The 12,597-nt window shown below is 56.7% G+C and carries 19 protein-coding genes; 6 read left to right on the top strand and 13 right to left on the bottom strand.

From position 1 onward, the window contains the following. Positions 1-3: 3 nt before the first annotated feature. The 3 genes from GS632_RS13500 to GS632_RS13490 are packed head-to-tail and all read right to left on the bottom strand — an operon-like array spanning position 4 to position 1,858. On the bottom strand, positions 4-834 hold the full coding sequence (locus GS632_RS13500; RefSeq protein WP_171621132.1) for a carbon-nitrogen hydrolase family protein: 831 nt from the start codon (positions 832-834) through the stop codon (positions 4-6). Beyond that, positions 834-1,091 (bottom strand): glutaredoxin 3, encoded by a 258-nt coding sequence (grxC, locus tag GS632_RS13495; protein ID WP_171181132.1) that lies wholly within the window; start codon positions 1,089-1,091, stop codon positions 834-836. The genes GS632_RS13500 and grxC overlap by 1 nt, the downstream gene beginning before the upstream one ends. A gap of 38 nt (positions 1,092-1,129) precedes the next feature. Continuing rightward, a complete protein-coding gene (locus tag GS632_RS13490) occupies positions 1,130-1,858 on the bottom strand; it encodes a double zinc ribbon domain-containing protein (RefSeq protein WP_171722165.1) in 729 nt (242 codons plus the stop codon). Positions 1,859-1,874: 16 nt separating this feature from the next. On the opposite strand from GS632_RS13490, the gene GS632_RS13485 reads away from it, so the two are divergent. Together GS632_RS13485 and hemH are read left to right on the top strand one after the other, a co-directional pair. After that, positions 1,875-2,705: an SAM-dependent methyltransferase gene (locus GS632_RS13485; RefSeq protein ID WP_171181130.1), complete on the top strand. Its 831-nt coding sequence runs from the start codon at positions 1,875-1,877 to the stop codon at positions 2,703-2,705. 57 nt (positions 2,706-2,762) lie between these two features. Beyond that, positions 2,763-3,812, top strand: a complete 1,050-nt coding sequence (gene hemH, locus GS632_RS13480) for a ferrochelatase (protein ID WP_171722118.1) — start codon at positions 2,763-2,765, stop codon at positions 3,810-3,812. Positions 3,813-3,944: 132 nt separating this feature from the next. On the opposite strand, the gene GS632_RS13475 is transcribed toward hemH, so the two are convergent. The 3 genes from GS632_RS13475 to GS632_RS22280 all read right to left on the bottom strand — a co-directional run bounded on the left by GS632_RS13475 (position 3,945) and on the right by GS632_RS22280 (position 5,037). Then, positions 3,945-4,127 (bottom strand): hypothetical protein, encoded by a 183-nt coding sequence (locus GS632_RS13475; RefSeq protein ID WP_010442520.1) that lies wholly within the window; start codon positions 4,125-4,127, stop codon positions 3,945-3,947. A 139-nt stretch (positions 4,128-4,266) separates the two neighbouring features. After that, positions 4,267-4,866 carry a L,D-transpeptidase gene (locus GS632_RS13470; protein ID WP_171181126.1) on the bottom strand — a complete coding sequence of 200 codons (600 nt, stop codon included), beginning with the start codon at positions 4,864-4,866 and terminating at the stop codon, positions 4,267-4,269. 45 nt (positions 4,867-4,911) lie between these two features. Next, complete coding sequence (locus tag GS632_RS22280) at positions 4,912-5,037, bottom strand: hypothetical protein (RefSeq protein ID WP_256368706.1); 126 nt, start codon at positions 5,035-5,037, stop codon at positions 4,912-4,914. Between GS632_RS22280 and GS632_RS13465 the strand changes: the two genes are divergently transcribed. Next, positions 5,036-5,551 (top strand): CAP domain-containing protein, encoded by a 516-nt coding sequence (locus GS632_RS13465; protein WP_171722117.1) that lies wholly within the window; start codon positions 5,036-5,038, stop codon positions 5,549-5,551. The genes GS632_RS22280 and GS632_RS13465 overlap by 2 nt on opposite strands. 50 nt (positions 5,552-5,601) lie before the next feature. Here the strand turns inward: GS632_RS13465 and GS632_RS13460 are convergent, their stop codons facing one another. From GS632_RS13460 to GS632_RS13430, 7 genes are all read right to left on the bottom strand, one after another. Further along, a complete protein-coding gene (locus tag GS632_RS13460; RefSeq protein WP_171181242.1) occupies positions 5,602-6,066 on the bottom strand; it encodes a PTS sugar transporter subunit IIA in 465 nt (154 codons plus the stop codon). A 58-nt stretch (positions 6,067-6,124) separates the two neighbouring features. Further along, positions 6,125-6,688 carry a ribosome hibernation-promoting factor, HPF/YfiA family gene (gene hpf, locus GS632_RS13455; RefSeq protein ID WP_171722116.1) on the bottom strand — a complete coding sequence of 188 codons (564 nt, stop codon included), beginning with the start codon at positions 6,686-6,688 and terminating at the stop codon, positions 6,125-6,127. A gap of 252 nt (positions 6,689-6,940) precedes the next feature. After that, the gene (lptB, locus tag GS632_RS13450; protein ID WP_171181120.1) at positions 6,941-7,699 is read right to left on the bottom strand and encodes an LPS export ABC transporter ATP-binding protein; all 759 of its coding nucleotides are present in this window, start codon (positions 7,697-7,699) and stop codon (positions 6,941-6,943) included. Continuing rightward, complete coding sequence (locus GS632_RS13445) at positions 7,699-8,190, bottom strand: LptA/OstA family protein (protein ID WP_171722115.1); 492 nt, start codon at positions 8,188-8,190, stop codon at positions 7,699-7,701. The genes lptB and GS632_RS13445 overlap by 1 nt, the downstream gene beginning before the upstream one ends. Before the next feature lie 3 nt (positions 8,191-8,193). After that, the gene (gene lptC / locus GS632_RS13440) at positions 8,194-8,793 is read right to left on the bottom strand and encodes an LPS export ABC transporter periplasmic protein LptC (protein WP_171722114.1); all 600 of its coding nucleotides are present in this window, start codon (positions 8,791-8,793) and stop codon (positions 8,194-8,196) included. Positions 8,794-8,804: 11 nt separating this feature from the next. Beyond that, positions 8,805-9,767 carry an SIS domain-containing protein gene (locus tag GS632_RS13435; protein WP_171181114.1) on the bottom strand — a complete coding sequence of 321 codons (963 nt, stop codon included), beginning with the start codon at positions 9,765-9,767 and terminating at the stop codon, positions 8,805-8,807. Next, positions 9,764-10,378, bottom strand: coding sequence for a ribonuclease D (locus tag GS632_RS13430; protein WP_171181112.1), 615 nt, complete (start codon positions 10,376-10,378; stop codon positions 9,764-9,766). Before GS632_RS13430 ends, GS632_RS13435 begins: the two co-directional genes overlap by 4 nt. A gap of 133 nt (positions 10,379-10,511) precedes the next feature. Between GS632_RS13430 and GS632_RS13425 the strand changes: the two genes are divergently transcribed. From GS632_RS13425 to GS632_RS13415, 3 genes are read left to right on the top strand one after another with little or no spacing between them, the layout of a single operon-like run. Continuing rightward, positions 10,512-10,769 (top strand): metal-sensing transcriptional repressor, encoded by a 258-nt coding sequence (locus tag GS632_RS13425; RefSeq protein WP_171181110.1) that lies wholly within the window; start codon positions 10,512-10,514, stop codon positions 10,767-10,769. A gap of 3 nt (positions 10,770-10,772) precedes the next feature. Continuing rightward, on the top strand, positions 10,773-12,092 hold the full coding sequence (locus GS632_RS13420; RefSeq protein WP_171722113.1) for an MFS transporter: 1,320 nt from the start codon (positions 10,773-10,775) through the stop codon (positions 12,090-12,092). 52 nt (positions 12,093-12,144) lie between these two features. Continuing rightward, positions 12,145-12,573 carry an Lrp/AsnC family transcriptional regulator gene (locus GS632_RS13415; protein ID WP_171181099.1) on the top strand — a complete coding sequence of 143 codons (429 nt, stop codon included), beginning with the start codon at positions 12,145-12,147 and terminating at the stop codon, positions 12,571-12,573. Positions 12,574-12,597: the final 24 nt, after the last annotated feature.

Genomic DNA, 12,597 nt, shown 5'->3' with positions numbered 1-12,597 from the left:
GGATCAGGGCCTGTCGAAAGGCCGCACATGCGTCAAAGAGGGCACACGTCGGCGCGCCTCTGTCACAGAACTATCATCCAAATCGAAAATGTGAATGCCCGGATCGGTACCTGCGTCGATCAGCACCTCCCCCCACGGGGCGACAACCATGCTGTGGCCGTGCGTGTAGCGGGTTTTTCCGCGCGTCTTAGGATGTTCTCCGGTCTGTGCCGGAGCCAGCACCCAACACCCGGTCTCGATCGCGCGGGCGCGCAACAGCGATTCCCAATGCGCGGCCCCTGTGACAGGCGAAAACGCCGCTGGAACCGTCAGGATGCGTGCCCCCGCCTGCGCCAGAGCAGCGTGCAAATGGGGGAAGCGGATATCGTAACAAATGGTCAGCCCCACCTTGCCAAAATCGGTCTCGGCAATCACGGCTTTCTCGCCCGGGCGGTAGTTCTTCGATTCGCGGAAGGTCTCGGATTCGGAAACCTGCACGTCAAACATGTGGATTTTGTCATAGCGCGCCACGACCTGACCCTGCGGGTCGATCATGAAGCACCGGTTGGCAAAGCGTCCATCCGTGTCATGGGTTTTAATCCCCAGCGAACCGATCAAAAGCCACACACCCAGTCTGGCGGCCTCTTCGCGCAAACCCGCCAGGGTAATGTCGTCTTCTTCATGCTGCAGAACCTCGCGCTGCCGCGTTGTGCTGGTCGAAACACAGTTCGTAACCTCAGGCGTCAAAATAAACTGCGCGCCTTGCCCAGCCGCCTCGGCCATCATGGCGCGCACCATGTTCAGATTTTCGGCCGGATCGTCCGACGAGGTGATCTGCAGCAGCGCGGTCTTCATCAGGCCGCCAGCAACCGGTCGAGCTTGCCCTGACGTTCCAGTTCATACAGATCGTCACAGCCGCCTACATGCTGTGTTCCGATGAAGATCTGCGGTACCGTGCGCTTGCCACCGGCCCGTTTGATCATCTCGGGTTTGCGTTTGGGATGCATCAGCACGTCGACTTCTTTGAATTCAACGCCTTTCTGTTTCAGCAGACGTTTGGCCGCATGACAAAAACCGCATAGCGGCGAGGTGTAGATTTCTACCGGCTTCATTTTCCGTTCCCTTTGGGTTTCGCGCAATCTTGGGCGAATTAGGCATCCTTGGCAACGCGCGCCAGAGCCAACACGAAAATATGATTTGCTCCTGCATCCTGGCATACACGGGCGCAGGCCGCCAGTGTTGCGCCAGATGTCATCACGTCATCCACTAGCAACACGTCCCGGTCGTTCAGATGCTGTACCCTGCGCGGGTGGATGCGAATCGCATCTTTCAGGATCTCGGCCCGTTCTTGCGCCGTTTTGCCATCCAGAACCGGTGTCCGTCTTTTTCGCACCAGCAGGTCCGGCACACAGTCCAGCCCACTGTCCTGACCCAGGTGCTGCGCCAACAGGGCCGATTGATTGTAACGCCGTTTGAGTAGACGGGACCAATGCAGCGGCACAGGGGCAATCACCATATCCGGTCGCAACAGCTCATGCCCTGCCTGCGCCATCCAACGCGCTGCCGGGCGGGCTAGCTCGGGCCGGTCGCCATGTTTCAAAGCCAGGATCAGCGCACGCGCCTTTCCATCATACAGCAACGCTGATCTGCCAGCCTTCCAGGGCGGCGGGGCTTTTAGGCAGTCGTCACACTCGATCCGATACCCATCCTGTGTGCCCATCAGCGGCACTCCGCAGCTTTCGCATACGGTGCCTCCAATAAAGGGCGTTTCGCGCCAACACGCCCCGCACAGGCCAAAATCTGACGCGGTAAGCGCGCCGCATCCCATACAACGAGGCGGGTAAATCAGTGCGAGTGCGGTTTGAATCCGCCGCGCGATGCGATACTTGCGAGCTATGAAGTTGCCCGAGTCCAACGCACCCTCTCTGTTTGATCGCAAAACTATCCTGCGCCACCGCGGACGTGCACAGGATGACGCCTTCTTCCTGCATCGCGCCGCGATTGACGAGGCGCAGGATCGGCTCTCTATAGTTAACAAAGCCTTTACAGCGCCTGCGATCGTGAGCCCGTTTCCACAGCTTTGGGACGGCATTTTTTCGGGAGCTACCTTGGTCCAGGATGACGACGTTCTGGCACTGCAGCCCGGCGCCCATGATCTGGTCATCCACGCGATGGCCCTGCATTGCGCCAATGATCCGGTTGGGCAGCTGATTCAATGCCACAGGTCGCTGCAACCTGACGGGCTTTTGCTGGTCTTATGTTTGGGCGGCGAAACACTTCACGAACTGCGCGCGGCTTTGGGGCAAGCCGAAGTCGAAAGTACAGGCGGGCTGAGCCCCCGTGTCGCACCAATGGCCGAGCTGAGAGATCTGGGCGGGCTGCTACAACGGGCAGGTCTGGCCTTGCCCGTGGCGGATTCGATACCTCTGACGGCGGAATACCGCGACATTTGGCATCTGATGCGCGATCTGCGCCATATGGGCGAAACCAACGCTTTGTCTGCACGGCTAAAACGCCCGACCAGACGGACCGTGTTCGAGGCCGCACAACGTATCTATGCGGATCACTTTTCGACCGACTCAGGCCGCTTGACCGCCACTTTCGAATTGATCTGTCTGACCGGTTGGTCGCCGCACGATAGCCAACCCAAACCCCTGCGCCCAGGATCGGCCCAAGCCCGTCTGGCTGACGCCTTGCGCACCACCGAGGGCAAACTGCCTGATTGACGTGCGGATAAATCCCCTTATCTCAGGCCGGACCATAAGAAATTCAGGAAGTCCCATATGTTCGACGCTATCCGCCCTGCACACGCTCCTACGGATCATCCCAAGATCAGGATGGGCCGCGTCGGCATTCTGCTGGCAAATCTGGGTACACCGGATGACTATACATATTGGCCGATGCGCCGTTATCTGAACGAGTTTCTGTCGGACCAGCGCGTCATCGACTATCCGAAATGGAAATGGCAGCCGATTCTGCAGGCCATAATCCTAAGCAAACGGCCTTTTAGCTCAGGCGAAGCTTATAAATCGATCTGGAATCACGACAAAGGCGAAAGCCCTTTGATGACGATCACCAAGGATCAGACCGCCAAGCTTAAGGCAGCGATGCATGACCGCTATGGCGATCAGGTGATGGTCGATTTTTGTATGCGATATGGCAACCCTTCAACCAAGTCCAAGGTACGTGAAATGGTGGCGGCAGGGTGTGACCGCATTCTGTTCTTCCCGCTCTACCCGCAATACGCAGGCGCAACGACGGCCACAGCCAATGACCAGTTCTTCCGTGCGTTGATGGAAGAGGCCTGGCAACCAGCATCTCGTACTGTGCCCGCCTATTTCGACCAGCCCAGTTACATCGACGCGCTGGCGCAATCTGTCGAGCGCGCCTATGCGGCAATGGAGACAAAACCCGACATTCTGGTCTGTTCGTACCACGGAATGCCAGATCGCTATCTTCAGCAAGGCGATCCCTATCACTGCCAGTGCGCCAAGACATCACGTCTGCTGAAAGAGCGGTTGGGCTGGTCGGATGATCAACTGGTTTCGACCTTCCAATCTCGATTCGGTCCCGAGGAATGGCTGAAGCCTTACACCGTGGATCACGTGGCGGATCTGGCAAAGCAGGGTAAGAAAAACATTGCCGTCATCGCGCCCGCGTTCTCAGCCGATTGCATCGAAACGCTGGAAGAGATCAACGAAGAGATCAAGGAAAGCTTTGAAGAGGCGGGAGGCGAGACCTTCACCTATATTCCATGCCTGAACGACGACGATGCGCACATAGCGGCCCTTGGGAAGGTGGTCGAAGATAACCTGCGCGGTTGGCTGGAATAATTTCGCTCGGGCGATCGCCACGGTGGACGGGCGATTCGTTCAACAATGAATCCCCGAGGGCCGAGACAAACAGTCGGAAATAAAAAAGGCGGTGGATTGCTCCACCGCCTTTTTCAAGAATTCCGTGTTGGCTTAGCTTGCAGCAACAGCAGCAGCAACAACAACCAGCAGGATCAGCGGCAGGATGATGCCCTGCGACGAACCTTGAGTTTCTTCAACAACAACAGGTGCTTCAACAACCGGCTCTTCCAGGTTGCCAGCGTATGCGGTCGAAGCTGCGGCGGTCAGAGCTGCGGCGAGAACGAGTTTTTTCATATTAACCTCCAGAATTTGCACGGTTCCAATGCCCGGAACCGCGCACCTAAGACTTACCTCGTGTTTTTTTCTAATCAGCATTGGCGCTGGATTGCAATTGCAACTTGAGCGCTAAGCGGCTTCGCGAAGGAAAATGTCGTCAAATTAGCAACACTTGCGTGCCGACCTTCGCCATAGAAAACAGTTCAGCAATATCATCGTTGAAGAGGCCAATACAGCCATTCGACGAACGTCGCCCAATTTTGCGCGTATCGTGGGTGCCGTGAATGCGATAATATTTCCAGCCCAGATATAAAGCGTGCGTTCCCAGAGGGTTATCTGGCCCCGGCGGGATATAGTCGGGCCATTCCGGATTTCTTCTCTTCATCGACGGTGTCGGCGACCAACTGGGGCCTTCAACTTTGCGGATCACGCTGGTGCGCCCGCGACGGGTCATCTCTTCGGTCAAAGGCACCGAAGATGGATAGAGTTTGTATACGGATTGATCATCTGACCAATAATGCAGCGCGCGAGACACGGTATCGACCAGAATAGCGCCGTTTCTGGTGTTCGAGAAATACGGCTGCCAGTCCAAAGCCCGGAAACCGGACACGTTGCGACGCACGGGCGGCTCGGGTTCAGGCGCGGGGCGCAGCGGATCACCTGGAATGTACTGGGCCAGCGCCGGAGACGCCAACGACGCGGTAGCACCGGTCAGAAACCCCCGGCGTGTGGGCGACAGAAAACGCTTTTTGTCCATGACAATGGGTCCTGTGTTCTGGAGAGTTCTGAAATCTGGCCTATTCTATTGCGAGAATGCTTCAGTCGCAAACCAAACCGGCAGAATCACGCGAGTAATGACGAATGTACGTTTGCTCAGCGCAGTCAGGCACGCTATGCCGGGTGACAACACAATTATCAGGTCGATCATGACGCGTATCGTTTCTTTACTGTTGATTTGCTTTGTCGCACTTGCGGCATGTACTGACACCCGCGCCACGGCCATTGGCGCAGATGGCCGCCCCTTGCCGACGGTTTACAAGATTCGCGGCAACCCGGAAAAGCTGCAGTTCCGTATGTTGGATTCGGTCAACGCTCTGCGGCAGGCTCAGGGTCTGCAGGCAGTGCAGTTGAACTCTCAGCTTAACGCGGCGGCAGCAACGCATTCCAAGGATATGGCCCGACAAAACCGGCCCTGGCACTTTGGGTCAGATGGTTCTTCGCCGATCGATCGGGCCGCGCGGGTCGGGTATTTCGGCACATTTCTGGGCGAGGCCATTTCCGAAACCTACGAGACCGAGACCGAGACACTGGCAGCCTGGATGCAAGAACCGGGACCGCGCGCTGTCATCATGGACCCTAAGGCAACCCAGATGGGGTTCGCCTGGCATCAGGAAAGCGGTGGAAAAATCTGGTGGACGCTGGAAATGGGATCCGGCGGCTGATCCAGATCTGCCTAAAAAAGCCCCCGGAAAACGGGGGCTTTTTTAGTCTTTTAAGCAGCTTGCATAGATTGAGCTTCGGTCAATATCGCATAGAGCTTAACCGGATCTGGGTTCGCTCGCAGCTTGGTGCAGACCGAAGTATCTCGCAACGTGCGCGACACCAATGCCAGCGCCTTGAGATGATCCACGCCCGCCTCTTCCGGCGCAAACAGCGCAAAAGCGATGTCTACAGGCTGTCGATCAACCGACCCGAAATCGATGGGTTTTTCCAGCATGACAAACACGCCCGAAACCGCTTCAAGCCCGGCCAGGCGCGCATGCGGCAAAGCTACACCATGCCCAACGCCAGTGGGGCCAAGGCTTTCGCGCTCAAGCAGGCAATCAACGACGGCCTGAGCATCAAGGCTCCGGGTCGCGGCGGCGACGTCGCCGATTTCCTGAAACAACCGCTTCTTGCTGGAAGCGGCCGAGAGTACACGTACTGCCTCGGGCTTGAGAATGCTCGAAAGCTCCATGATCACGCTCCATGGAACGGCACCCGCCTTGGCGGGTGCGGTCCCGTTTTCTTGCCTGTTACGGATCGATCCAGCCGATGTTACCGTCATCGCGACGGTAGACAACGTTCAATCCATCCTTGTTCTCATTCCTGAACACCAGCACCGGAGCGCCAGCAAGTTCCATTTGCATCACGGCTTCCCCAACGCTCAGAGACGGAATTTTCGTCTCCATCTCAGCCACAATCATGGGCTGCAGCGATTCGGGTTCGTTTGCCGTGTCCGATTCGTCAGAGGCGAGGATATAAGAGGACGCACCAAAGAGTTCAACCGGCTCTGCACGGTCCTTGTGGTGATCCTTCAGTCGGCGCTTATAGCGGCGCAGTTGGGTTTCCATCTTGTCACAGCATGCCTCGAATGCTGCATAAATCTCAGTTGCGTGCGCCTTGGCCTGGGCGGTAAGGCCCGTCGACAGATGCACAGTTGTTTCGCATACATATTCATGCGCTGAACGGGAAAAGACGACGTTGGCATCTGTTGGCCGCTGAGCATATTTGCCCACAACCTCGCCCAGCTCGGTCTGCACGTGTGTCTGCAGGGCCGCGCCGATGTCGATCTGTTTTCCGCTGATTTGGTAACGCATGTGATCTCCTTCACAATTCACACCCATTCTGACGTCGCAGTCCGCGACGAACTTGTTTTTATCGGGTGGGGGGTCGCGACATTTTCTGCGGTTGCCTTAAAACCTGCCCTTCGAAGAAGGGACATCGAGATCCAGACTGGAACCGAGTAAATGCCATAGACCAATTGAGGCAAGAGACGAAGGAAGAGTCAATCAAAACAGGCGTGTATATACGCGATTTCCGTCGTGAACCGGATGCCATTCAGCACAACCCTATGAAATACGGAAGTTTTCGCCCAAATAGACCCGACGCACATTCTCGTTTTCGACAACTTCATCAGGTGTGCCAGACATCAGCACCTGGCCATCATGCAGGATATAGGCGCGATCCACAATTTCCAGCGTTTCCCGGACGTTGTGATCTGTGATCAGAACACCGATTCCCCGTTTTTTCAGGTCAGCCACCAGATGCCGAATATCCCCGACACTGATCGGGTCGACGCCTGCAAAGGGTTCGTCCAAGAGCAGATATTTCGGATCTGCTGCCAAACAGCGCGCGATCTCGACACGGCGGCGCTCACCACCCGAAAGCGCCAAGGCCGGGGCCCGGCGCAAATGCTCGATAGAGAAATCAGACAGCAGTTCTTCCAGCCGCTCTTTGCGCCGATGGGCGTGTGCGACAGTGATGTCCAGAACGGCGGCGATGTTGTCCTCGACGCTCATCCCGCGGAAAATCGACATTTCCTGTGGCAGATAGCCGATCCCCATTCGAGCGCGCCGATACATCGGCAAGGTCGTGACATTCTGGCCGTCGATTGTCACTTTACCCGCCTCGGGAAACACAAGACCCGCCACGGAATAGAAAGTTGTGGTTTTACCCGATCCGTTTGGTCCCAGCAGCGCCACGACCTCGGACCGGTCCAGTGTCATGGAAACCTCACGGATAACCGTCTTTTTCCGATAAGACTTTCGCAGCTTCTCGATACGTAGGCCTGAACTGCCCTCGGCCACAGAAAGCTCGGGGCGCGCCATCAGTTGTTGCCCTGCTGCAAGATCGTTTTGACACGCCCTGTCATCGTTGCGGTACCCGTCGTCAGATTGGCGTTCATCTGATCGCCGCTGATAACACTGGGGCCCTGTGTCAGAAGGACGTTCCCCTTCATCACGATCACGCCCGAGTCGATTGTGTATTCTGCCCAATCGCCTTCAGCAGCGTCAGGTGGGCTGACCAGAACCACGTTTTCGGTTGCCTCCATCCGTTCGATGGCCGAGCGTTCCTGATTGTAGATCACCAAAACCCGTTCAGCTGTCAGCCGCATTTCACCCTGTACAACGATGACATCTCCAAGGAACTCGGCAGAGCCGTCTTCCTGGTTCACATTCAGCGTTTCAGACGTCACCTCGACCGGCAGACTTGGGTCGGCATTCGCAGAACCAAAGGCCACCTGCGCTTCTTGCGCAGTCGCGGACCCGGCACCCACAATTACAGCGAGACACAGAGGAACAAAACGAAAATCGAACACAGGTTATCTTTCTGCCTTTTCAGGCTCGTATATCAGCTTCACGCCATCTGTAAAAACAATATGGACGGGACCATCCTTTTTTTCAGTTCCAAAGGTCATGCGCCCTGCGGAAAAGTTGCCGATCGGCCCGGTTCCGTTCACCTGCCCCGGTGTGTCGCCGCGAATTTCGTCCAACGACGTGTTGAGCAGATCTGTTGTGACCTGAAGACCATCCGCTGTGGTGATCACCACGTCGCCGACAAAGGTGGCCGTGCCCTCATCCGGACGAATTAACCCAGAGTTGGAATCCAATGTGATCGTTCCGCCATTCAGTAAACCAAACCGGCCGCGGAATTCGGACGCTGCCGGAGTTGACCCTTCGTTGCCTTGGGTGGCCTGCGTGGCTTCAATTTGCACATCCTCGCCTTTGCGGGTTGTGCCCTGGTAATTTGGCTGGGTCACGACTTGCTGGGCCAGACGTTCATCAATGTCATTTTGCGCGAAAGGCACTGACACATTTGTTTCGATGCTGCGGGACAGCAGAAAGACAGTGGACAGCAAGACGATGGCCGCAAGCGGCAACAGGACCTTCAGGAACTGCACCATGCGGGAATATCTGTCCACTTCGCCCCCCCTCAGCCCAGACCGACGCGCAAACAATCGTGGATATGCAACAAGCCCTGTGCTTGTCCATCCGCCTCGGGGTCGACCACAAACAGCGAAGTGATCTTGCGATCATTCATGATCGCGACCGCTTCTTCGGCCAGTGCGTTGGGAGCAATGGTCATCGGATCACGGGTCATTACATCTTGCGTGCTCTTGTCCAACAACCCGTCCATGTTACGACGCAAATCGCCATCGGTGACAATGCCCAGCAGACGGCCTGCGTCATCGGTAACACCAACGACACCAAAGCTTTTTTGGCTCATGACCAGCAAAGCCTCGCTCATCGGAGTGCCCGATGCGACAACAGGCATATCCGAATGCATCAGGTCGCGCACCTTACTGAGCTGCGCGCCGAGTTTACCGCCCGGGTGGAAGTCGCGGAAATTCTCGGGCTTGAAATCCCGGTACTTCATCAAAGCAATCGCCAGCGCATCGCCCATTGCCAAAGTCAATGTCGTCGAGATCGAAGGCACCATGCCAAAGCCACATGCCTCACCCATTGACGGGATCAGCAGATGTACATCCGCCTGCTTCATAAGCGTGCTCTGGGGCTTACTGGACAAGCCGATCAGCGGAATGCCAAAGCGTCGGGTAAATGCCAACATGTTGGCCAGTTCCGGAGCCTCGCCCGAGTTTGAGATCGCCAGGACAACATCGCCCTTGGATACCATCCCCAGATCGCCATGGCTGGCCTCGGCCGGATGAACAAAATAGGCCGGCGTACCCGTGCTGGCCAGAGTCGCAGCAATCTTGTGACCGATATGGCCTGATTTGCCGATCCCGCTGACAATAATGCGACCCGTTGCTTGCAGGATCAGTTGCACAGCCTCGGCAAAGTGTTCATCAAGGCTTTCGGCCAGCACGTCAAGGGCGCGGGCTTCATCAGTGACAACCTGTCGGGCAGTTCTTAGAAAGGCTTCGGTATCGGTCATGAGTGCGCAAAGATATCCGTTTCGGGCCAACCGGCGAGGTCCAGCTTCGCACGCATTGGCAAGAAATCAAAACACGCCTGCGCCATCTCGGTCCGGTCCTCGCGGGCCAGCCGTTTGTTCAATTCGTCCCGCAGGCGGTGCAGGTACAGAACGTCCGATGCCGCATAGTCCAACTGAGCGTCCGTCAGGGTTTCAGCGCCCCAATCGCTCATTTGCTGTTGTTTCGAGATATCGACACCGATCAGTTCCTGGCACAGGTTTTTCAGCCCGTGCCGGTCCGTATAAGTGCGCACCAACCGGCTGGCGATCTTGGTGCAGTAAACCGGTGCAGCCAACGCGCCAAAGGTGTGATACATCGCGGCAATGTCGAAACGCCCAAAGTGGAACAGCTTAAGCACGTCGGGGTTTTCCAGCATGGCGCACAGGTTCGGCGCTGCGGTCTGGCCCCGTTCAACCTGAACAATATGGCTGTTGCCGTCACCACCCGACATCTGGATCACGCACAAGCGGTCGCGATGCGGGTTCAACCCCATGGTTTCGCAGTCAATGGCCACAATGGGCCCCAAATCCAGCCCGTCCGGCAGATCGTTTTTGTACAAATGGTTCGCCACGCAACTATTCCTCTGAGCGCTTTCGCCTCCGAGATAGGCGGTTTGGTCCATAAACTCAACGCCGTCCAAAAATCGCGGTCATTTCATCACCAAGCAATTGATTTTATCCTCAAGGGGGGGATAAGGATAAATCATGCCAAATCACAAACATGAGTCGCACCCACAAATCACGGCCCGGCTGAAACGCGCCCACGGTCATTTGGCCAAGGTCATTGCCATGCTGGAAGAACACGCCCCCTGTTCAGACGTCGCACAACAGCTTTTCGCTGTTGAAAGGGCCGTCACCAATGCCAAGCGCGCTTTGATCCATGATCATATCGACCATTGCCTGTCTTCTGAAGACGGTGGCAGCGGGATCGAAGACTTCAAAACGATTACGAAATACCTTTGAACCATGCTGAGCATTCTTAGAAACCGCACCTACCGCCACCTGTTCCTCGCCCAGATCGTCGCCCTGACCGGAACCGGGTTGGCCACGGTTGCGTTGGGTTTGCTTGCTTTTGAACTGGCAGGGGACGCCGCTGGCCTTGTGCTGGGCACCGCGTTGACGATCAAGATGGTGGCCTATGTCACCGTCGCCCCATTGGCGGCCGCATTTGCCGAACGCCTGGATCGTCGCAAAATGCTGGTTTTTCTGGACCTTATCCGCGCTGCTGTTGCGGTATGCCTGCCTTTTGTAACTGAAGTCTGGCAGGTCTATGTATTGATTTTCGTACTACAATCAGCCTCGGCGGGATTCACGCCTGCCTTTCAGGCAACGATTCCTGACGTGTTACCTGATGAGGCTGAATACACACGCGCGTTGTCTCTGTCGCGCCTGGCTTATGACATGGAAAGCTTGCTCAGCCCCATGTTTGCCGCAACCCTGCTGCTGCTTGTCAGCTTCAACAGCCTGTTCTGGGGCACTGCATTGGGTTTTTTGGCTTCTGCTTTACTTGTGATTTCAGTCGGGCTGCCTTCTCCAAGGCCAACCAAACCCCGCGGCATTTATGACCGCACGACACGCGGCATTCGCATTTATCTGAGGACACCCCGGTTGCGTGGGTTGCTTTCGCTCAGTTGGAGCGCAGCCGCGTTGAGTTCGATGGTTATCGTCAACACTGTGGTCATCGTGCGCGCCAATCTGGGCCTGTCGGAAAGCGCCGTGGCCATAGCCTTGGCCGGGTTCGGAGGCGGATCGATGCTGGCAGCCTTTACTTTGCCTCGCCTTCTGGATCGGATCGAAGACCGTCGCGTCATGCTCTCGGGGGCCGTTTTTGCTACAGGATCGATGGCCGTCGCTGCGGTTCTTGCAGCAACTGTTCCCTTGTCACTGGGTCTGCTGACCCTGTTGTGGGCCTTTACAGGTTTCGGATATTCCACAACGCTCACACCTTCGGGCCGCTTATTAACCCGGTCGGCGCAGCCCGAAGACCGCCCTGCCGTGTTCGCCGCACAGTTCACCCTGTCGCATGGCTGCTGGTTGGTTCTTTACCCACTGGCAGGATGGCTGATGACCGTGTACGGGCCGACCGTTACCCTCAGCAGCATGGCGACATTGTCCGTGGTGGGCGTTGTAGGTGCAATCAGCCTTTGGCCGCGGCTTGATCAGGAACCGATCCTTCACGATCATCCGGATTTACCGCCCGATCACCCGCACCTGGCCGGGTCAGGCCCGCATGTGCATCCAATTGTCATTGACGACCTGCACCCGCACTTCCCGCGTGAGCCTTGAGCAAGAGCTTCGATCTGAACTAAACCCGGAGTCATAGCATACCGGAGCCCCAATGGACCAGCTAGACCGTCGCATCATCGCCGCACTGCAAGCCAATGCGCGTGCATCGACAACACAGATCGCAGCCACACTGGGCGTCGCGCGCACGACGGTACATGAGCGGATCAACCGGATGGAACAGCGCGGCATCATCACGGGGTATTCCGTGCGCCTTGGGGCGACGGAAGATACACCCAAGGTTCAGGTGATCGTCATGCTGGAGGTGCAGCAAAAAGAAACGACCCGCATCATCAAACGGCTCGAAGCCTACCCCGAAGTCAAATTGTGTCTGTCAATCAACGGTGAATTCGACCTTATGCTTTCGGCTGAAGCACCCCGGTTGGAAGATCTGGACATTCTGGTCGACGACCTGGCCAAGATTCCCGGCGTCCTGCGCACCAATACCAGCGTTGTCTTTGGGCGCAGGATCGATCGAAACTGAAGCGGCGATAACCCTCTGTAAACC

The organism is Ruegeria sp. HKCCD7296 (genome assembly GCF_013110775.1).
GTDB lineage: Bacteria > Pseudomonadota > Alphaproteobacteria > Rhodobacterales > Rhodobacteraceae > Ruegeria.
The sequence above is the reverse complement of the archived record's forward strand: the minus strand, read 5'-3'. Positions and strand labels throughout refer to the sequence as shown.

What these genes read in the sequence shown, in the direction of transcription:
- GS632_RS13435 (WP_171181114.1), bottom strand. Translation starts at nt 9,767, where the DNA reads ATGACCGATACCGAAGCCTTTCTAAGAACTGCCCGACAGGTTGTCACT.
- hemH (WP_171722118.1), top strand. Translation starts at nt 2,763, where the DNA reads ATGTTCGACGCTATCCGCCCTGCACACGCTCCTACGGATCATCCCAAG.
- GS632_RS13485 (WP_171181130.1), top strand. Translation starts at nt 1,875, where the DNA reads ATGAAGTTGCCCGAGTCCAACGCACCCTCTCTGTTTGATCGCAAAACT.
- GS632_RS13415 (WP_171181099.1), top strand. Translation starts at nt 12,145, where the DNA reads ATGGACCAGCTAGACCGTCGCATCATCGCCGCACTGCAAGCCAATGCG.
- GS632_RS13420 (WP_171722113.1), top strand. Translation starts at nt 10,773, where the DNA reads ATGCTGAGCATTCTTAGAAACCGCACCTACCGCCACCTGTTCCTCGCC.
- GS632_RS13460 (WP_171181242.1), bottom strand. Translation starts at nt 6,066, where the DNA reads ATGGAGCTTTCGAGCATTCTCAAGCCCGAGGCAGTACGTGTACTCTCG.
- GS632_RS22280 (WP_256368706.1), bottom strand. Translation starts at nt 5,037, where the DNA reads ATGATCGACCTGATAATTGTGTTGTCACCCGGCATAGCGTGCCTGACT.
- GS632_RS13465 (WP_171722117.1), top strand. Translation starts at nt 5,036, where the DNA reads ATGACGCGTATCGTTTCTTTACTGTTGATTTGCTTTGTCGCACTTGCG.
- GS632_RS13475 (WP_010442520.1), bottom strand. Translation starts at nt 4,127, where the DNA reads ATGAAAAAACTCGTTCTCGCCGCAGCTCTGACCGCCGCAGCTTCGACC.
- GS632_RS13425 (WP_171181110.1), top strand. Translation starts at nt 10,512, where the DNA reads ATGCCAAATCACAAACATGAGTCGCACCCACAAATCACGGCCCGGCTG.
- grxC (WP_171181132.1), bottom strand. Translation starts at nt 1,091, where the DNA reads ATGAAGCCGGTAGAAATCTACACCTCGCCGCTATGCGGTTTTTGTCAT.
- lptB (WP_171181120.1), bottom strand. Translation starts at nt 7,699, where the DNA reads ATGGCGCGCCCCGAGCTTTCTGTGGCCGAGGGCAGTTCAGGCCTACGT.
- GS632_RS13500 (WP_171621132.1), bottom strand. Translation starts at nt 834, where the DNA reads ATGAAGACCGCGCTGCTGCAGATCACCTCGTCGGACGATCCGGCCGAA.
- hpf (WP_171722116.1), bottom strand. Translation starts at nt 6,688, where the DNA reads ATGCGTTACCAAATCAGCGGAAAACAGATCGACATCGGCGCGGCCCTG.
- GS632_RS13470 (WP_171181126.1), bottom strand. Translation starts at nt 4,866, where the DNA reads ATGGACAAAAAGCGTTTTCTGTCGCCCACACGCCGGGGGTTTCTGACC.